5 protein-coding genes and 1 pseudogene are annotated in these 5,683 nt (G+C 62.6%); all 6 read right to left on the bottom strand.

Features of this window, described 5'->3' with window-relative positions:
* Nucleotides 1–461, bottom strand: a pseudogene (locus NKI61_RS32130) (hypothetical protein); the annotation flags it as partial.
* Between the two features lie 510 nt (nucleotides 462–971).
* The gene (locus tag NKI61_RS32125) at nucleotides 972–1,589 is read right to left on the bottom strand and encodes a T6SS immunity protein Tdi1 domain-containing protein (protein ID WP_352807196.1); all 618 of its coding nucleotides are present in this window, start codon (nucleotides 1,587–1,589) and stop codon (nucleotides 972–974) included.
* On the bottom strand, nucleotides 1,589–2,212 hold the full coding sequence (locus NKI61_RS32120) for a hypothetical protein (protein ID WP_352842330.1): 624 nt from the start codon (nucleotides 2,210–2,212) through the stop codon (nucleotides 1,589–1,591). Before NKI61_RS32120 ends, NKI61_RS32125 begins: the two co-directional genes overlap by 1 nt.
* Before the next feature lie 127 nt (nucleotides 2,213–2,339).
* Nucleotides 2,340–4,637 carry a lytic transglycosylase domain-containing protein gene (locus NKI61_RS32115; protein WP_352842329.1) on the bottom strand — a complete coding sequence of 766 codons (2,298 nt, stop codon included), beginning with the start codon at nucleotides 4,635–4,637 and terminating at the stop codon, nucleotides 2,340–2,342.
* Nucleotides 4,638–5,168 carry a hypothetical protein gene (locus tag NKI61_RS32110; RefSeq protein ID WP_023747773.1) on the bottom strand — a complete coding sequence of 177 codons (531 nt, stop codon included), beginning with the start codon at nucleotides 5,166–5,168 and terminating at the stop codon, nucleotides 4,638–4,640. It abuts the gene before it with no gap.
* Between the two features lie 2 nt (nucleotides 5,169–5,170).
* Nucleotides 5,171–5,683, bottom strand: a 513-nt coding sequence (locus NKI61_RS32105; protein ID WP_352842328.1) for a hypothetical protein, incomplete at its 5' end; no start/stop codon positions are given.

Below are 5,683 nucleotides of genomic sequence, written 5' to 3'. Positions count from 1 at the left end.
GCATTGGTGGCGCTGGTGGCGGCAGCGTTCTTCGAGGTGAGCGCCGCAGCGGCGCTGGCGGCGGCAGCGCTGGCCGCGCCCACCGCATCGCCCAGCGTGTCCTCCGACAGGTAAAAGGCGATCGTGACCGCGTCGGTGCCGATCACCGGATCGAGCGTTTCGAAAACATAGACGAAGTCGGCCGAGACCGCGCCCTGCTGAACATGCACCGTCGTGCCCTTCTGCATGGTGCGGCTGGTGCGGGCATCGGCGGCACGGAACCATTGGCCTTCGCTGGCGGTATAAATGCCGTTGTCGCGGGCGTCGGCCTGGTTCTTGACCAGCACGCGGTCGCCCACCTCGGCCGGCACGCCGTCGATGGTCTGCAGGCCGTAAAGGGTGATGTTGCCCGTCGTCGCCAGGCGCACGGGTTCGCGTTCGCCGGTCAACAGACGAACGGCGGCAGTTGCAGGTCGGGCCATAAGGCTTGCTCCATGAAAAAAGCCCCGCGATAGCGAGGCTTGAGGAATCATCGAAGAATGCGATGCCACCGTCACTGCATGACGGCAACTCGGGGCGGAATTGACTGAACGTCGCGCGTTGCCGTGACGCAACGCGGGAGGGTCAACACAAGCGCACCGTCAATTCGCAGGCTGGGTCCGCTGGCGACGAGCGCGAACAAAATCCACAATGAGCCAGATCAATTGGGCACAGATGTAGAGTGAGCTATAGGACCAATTCGGTGCCCCAGTATCCGCGTGGCCGTAAGCGGCGGCGGTACAGCTGAGCCCTGCGGAAATGACGTGCGCCAGCAAGAGGCGCCAAAGACCGTCGTCCCAAAGCTTTGTGATCCACAGCAGCAAGCGGCTCAAAAGAAAAGTCGGAACCAGTGCACCGAAAACAGCCGCAGCATAACCTGCACCCATGTAACCCCCAAGCAGCACCCTGCGTTAACTAGTGACTTCCATCGTAAGCAGATTCCCCGGCGCTTCTCAGCCGCCCCTGAGATTTACCGGCGTCCCCGGCGGAAGCCCTTTCACCTTGGCTATGACCTGGCCCATAATGTGCCAGTAGACTTCCAGATCTGTCAGTTCCTGGTTTGAGATGTCATCCTCTCCCCCAAGGAACAGCGGTTTCTTGTAGCCGATGCACTCATCAAAGGCAGGCTGCGCGCCCCCAGCCGAAAGCCAGTCCTCCACGTATATATTGGCCGTCAGCGCCGCATCGGGATTTTCAATGAGGAGCGCATCGTGGAACGATTCGATATTCGCCGGGACCTCAAGTATCTCAGCTGTTCCGGGCTCAAACATGAGGACACCGGGTTGCCCTTCCTCCAGCCGCTGCGTGTCGAGCGCAAACGCAGTGCCCTGCCAGTCGTAACCAAAGCAGGTGATTCGCCCGGCAGCCTCGGGAAAACCGAGGTTGACCCTCGCGTTCCAGGCTGGGAGATCCTGTGCCCTGATGATGCGATACAAACCTTGCTTGAATGAAGCACCGCCCAAGCTGGTGAGCAATTCATTCAGCCCCGATATCCCCGAGTCCCGAAGAGGATTCCCGTCCGTCGGCACCCTACTTTCGACGGGGTAATTTTGTCGGAATGTCTCGAACATCAGCGCGCTCCTATCGTGACCTTATTTATGGCAGTGCCAATAGGTAAGTCTTTTATTTGTTTCCATATCTGCGCACCCAGACTTCGATTGACGCTCGAATCCAATATGGCGAAATTGGATAAGACATGAGCACCTCCCAATTGCAGATCAATGACATGGTCAATGTCGTTGCCGAATGGAATTAATGAACCTGCCTTCTTAAAGATTTTTCTGGCGGACTTCCCTATGCGAACCGCACGGCTAACCACAGTGGCAGCTTCCGTCAACATCTTGACTTTCAGATCTGCCGCTGCCCGCTGTGCCGCGTTCCAATGAGGCATATAGGTAAGATGCAGGTCGTGGCCAGCGGAGGCCCCGCTGGTTATAGCAGGGTCCGGCGCCGGACCAGTTGGGGTCCCTGCTGGTGAACTTGAACCAGCCTCTAGGTCTGGCTGATCTGTAGTAAGCTCTGCCGCTGCCGGCTCAGCAATTGGTTGGCGAGAGGATGAACGTCGCTTTAGCCACTCGGCGGCTTGGCGATAGACAACACCAAGGCCTTCTCCGACAATATTGCTACCAGCGCCACCAAAGAAGCCGGACGCGGCTCCGCCGTCGATGGATTCGTCGCGGCCGGTGGCTTCCACGGCCCCGTAGCCAGCGCCTTCAGCTCCCATGAGGCCCGTGCGAGCAAGGAGACCGGACAACCCCTCCATTGCGGCTGTGCCGAATCTACCGCTGAGTGTGATCCCCGCCTCTCGAGGCCTCGGCCGGTCAAATAGGCGCCAAGCAACTCAGCCACGGTACCCGCCGACCCAGCTCGATCTCGCGCATCTTGTGTCGCGACACGCCCAGCCGCGAGTTGTTCCTCGTAGCTGCGCCCGAGATCAGCGAATTCATGGTAGCGGCAAATTTGTCCGCGTATCCAAACGTCATCCCGTCCGCCGTAAGGCGAACAATGTCATCAAGCGCTACCAGTGCTTTGAGAGGCACCGGCAGGGCATCAAAAGCCGCCAGATTTCGGCTCACGCGCTCCTCTGCCGATACCGGAATTGCACTGTTCGCGATGCTTCGCCCTATTCGCGACTGGTTCTCGCCGGTCAGTTGCAGCGCCATGGCTGCCTGAACACCCGGATCCGAGGTACCCGCGAACAGATCGCGCAAGACCACGTCTCGCTCACGTTGTGGCACCCTTTCATCGCTCAAGGTGTCGACAAGGTCTTTGACGACAGACGCCGGCAGGGGCTGAATCTTTTTGATCCCAAGCTGCAACTGCACCGCGACAGAGCGGGCCACCGCTTTCTGATAAGCGGCCGGATCGTAACTGTCCTTGCTCGATACCGCGGGCCAGTACGCATCTGCTGTCTGGTCGATCTTGCGAACAAAATCGGCGGGATCGGCGGCGCGAGCCTGCAAAACCTGCCTCGCTGCGGACGTGGTTATGTCGAACTGTGCCTGGTCCTGCTCAAGGGTCGCACTGCCTGGTTTGGGCCTGGCCGCGAGCACCTTCGCCTCGATCGCATCCTTCGGCATCCTGACCATGTCGAATGCCTGGCCGCCGACCTTGAACGTGCGATCGAGTCCAAGAGACTGCTTTCCACCCTCCTCGACGCCATAGACCGCAGTGAGGTCTTCATCGTCCGGCTTATTTCCTGAATAGGTGCCGGTGTACATGAGGACGGTCGGCGCATTCTGGTAAGCAAGTTGGACATTGGTGCGCGCCTCGAAGAGCTGCTCCGTCATCGCGACGTTGGCCTTCTGGCCAAGTTGCTGCAGATCATACGGTGGCAGGTCAGCAATCCATGGAGCCGCCGCCCAGACGAGCTCGCCGCTGGCCTGCCTGGGGGCCGGCGTCGTTTTTACGTCCGACGTCGGTTTGCCGACGGTGTCACCCTGTGCCAGGGTACCCATCTTGCCGTCGGACCATGCGCGGGTGTCGGCGACGGACTTGCCGGCGAGGAACGGATTGGCGCGCACTACGTCCTGGCCGACGACGCTGGCGATCGGGGCGTTCGGATCGGCCTTCAGCACATTTACGGCGCCGGCCGAGCCGAGGAAATGCGCGAGATAGAGGTTGCCCGGTGTGGTCGGCACGCCACGATTGGTCAGGTATTCGGCATTGTCGCGGGTCAGCGCTGCCGTCATCTGCCTGCCGAGTGCGGCATCGCCTTTGAGCGCGATGATCTCGGACGCACTTTTGCCAGCAGCCAGGTCGGGGCGGTGCGACCGGACAGTCTGAACCCATGTTGAGTCGAGGAACTGCCCGACGCCTGAAGCGGATGAATTGGGATTCTTTGCCGCGGCATTGCCACCGCTTTCAACGCCGATGATTTTGCCCACGACCGCGTCGACCGGAGATCTCGCGACCGGCACCGCCCCCAGCATTTCAGCAGCGCGCTTCGGGTCCGTGGCGATCATCGCCTGAACCAGCGCCTTGGCCGAGTTGGTGCGCCAGGCGGCTTCCGCCGCTTGCCTGGCAAGCGGGTTGCCGATCTTGGCGATCAGGTCGAGCCCGCTCTGCCGGATCGCCTCGAAGGTCGCGGTGTCGTTCGGGTCGCCTTTTGCTATGGCGATGGCATTGGTCGTCAGCGTCGTGTCGACGGTGGCCTTCTCGTAGTCGTCGCGTTTGGTCTTTTGCCGCAGCGCCATGCGGTATGCGCCAACGACGCGCTTGTTTTCCTTCTGGCCTGCGAAAGCGGCGCGCTGGCTTTCGGGCATCGTCCGTTTCGCATCGTCGAACAGCGTATCGTACAGGCCTGGTTTCACCACCCGGCCGGCGCGCAGGTCGACCTCGCCATACATGGCTTCATGCATGCCTGCGCCATCCGCCGGCGCGTTCGCCGCCACTTCATCTTCGGCCTGCGCGATCCGCGCGTCGAAGCCGCGACGCGCCAGCTCGGCGTCGAACGCGTCCTGCTGGTCCTTCATGTGCTGGTAGCGTTCGGCAAGAGCGGAAAGGTGGTCGCCGAAACCTTGCATGGCGCCGCCGATCGGCGACCCCTGGGGATATTGCACGGCGTTGCCGGTATCGAGCCGGCGCTGGCCGACGGAAAGGGGGATGATGTGTACCATCTAGGTGTTCCCCGCCCACGGAGCCCTGAGGGCCGCACTGCCGAAGATCACGGAGCGGCCCGGCACAGCGGCGGCCGCAGCGCTTGACGCTGCCGCTTTCGTCGGGTCGTAGATTTTGGAGAGGCCGCCAACGAGCGCGCTGCCGGCGTTGAAGATTGACGCCGTCACCGCCTGCTTGCCCTGGAAGCGCGAGATGGCGGCTTGGCTGTTGAGATTGTTCTGGCGCAGCTTCGAGCCGTACAGCAGCGCGCCGAGATCCGCCTGGCCCTGCCTGGCATTCGCCGCCAGCACCTCGGTCGGCGAGCCGGCTATGCCGACGCCGGACGCGCCGGCCTGGGCGCGCGCCTGCGCCTGCAGCAGGTCCTGCTTGTGGCGCTCCTGGCCTTGCTCGAAGGCGGCGGCTTGAGCATCCGCCTGCGCCTGCTGCTCATAGGCCTTGGCCTGATAGTCGGCCATCTGCTTCGACTGCTGGCCCTCGGCCAGCGCGCCGCCGACGGAAAGAACGGTGCCGAGAAGGGCAAGTGTGCACATGGTCAGCCTCGTTCGCCCAGGGGTTTGATTGCAGGAATGGGTTTTCTCGCGGGAATGGGTTTGATTGCGGGAATGAACTTGCTTTTGACGCCGGCGACCGGCGCGCCAAGCTGCGGGCGCGGGTCGAGTGGACCGCCGGCAGCGAGCAGGGACAAAAGCAGCCGGTCGACCTGCAGCCCGGCGCGGCTGAGGCGAGCGGGTGCGGCTGCCCGTGCGCCGGCCATGGCGGCGCGGCGGGCAGCGGTGAGGTTTATCTTCAGCTCGGCGACGCTGGCGGCGTCGAACAGGCCATTGGCGGTGGCGATGGCACGGACGAGCGCATCGGCCTCGAACAGTTCCTGGCGCAGCAGCTCGACCAGCCGGGCAGCGTTGCGCCAGCGCTCGGTCAGGGTGGCGGCTTTGGCCGCAATCTCGTCGCCAAGAGCGGCAATGTCGGCGCGGGCTTCGCTCTCGGCGGCGTCGATGCGGCGCGTGTCGGCGACGCAGATGGTTTTTTCCAGCAAGGTGATGACGTC

Source organism: Mesorhizobium sp. M0514, from assembly GCF_040321145.1.
GTDB lineage: Bacteria > Pseudomonadota > Alphaproteobacteria > Rhizobiales > Rhizobiaceae > Mesorhizobium.
The sequence above is the reverse complement of the archived record's forward strand: the minus strand, read 5'-3'. Positions and strand labels throughout refer to the sequence as shown.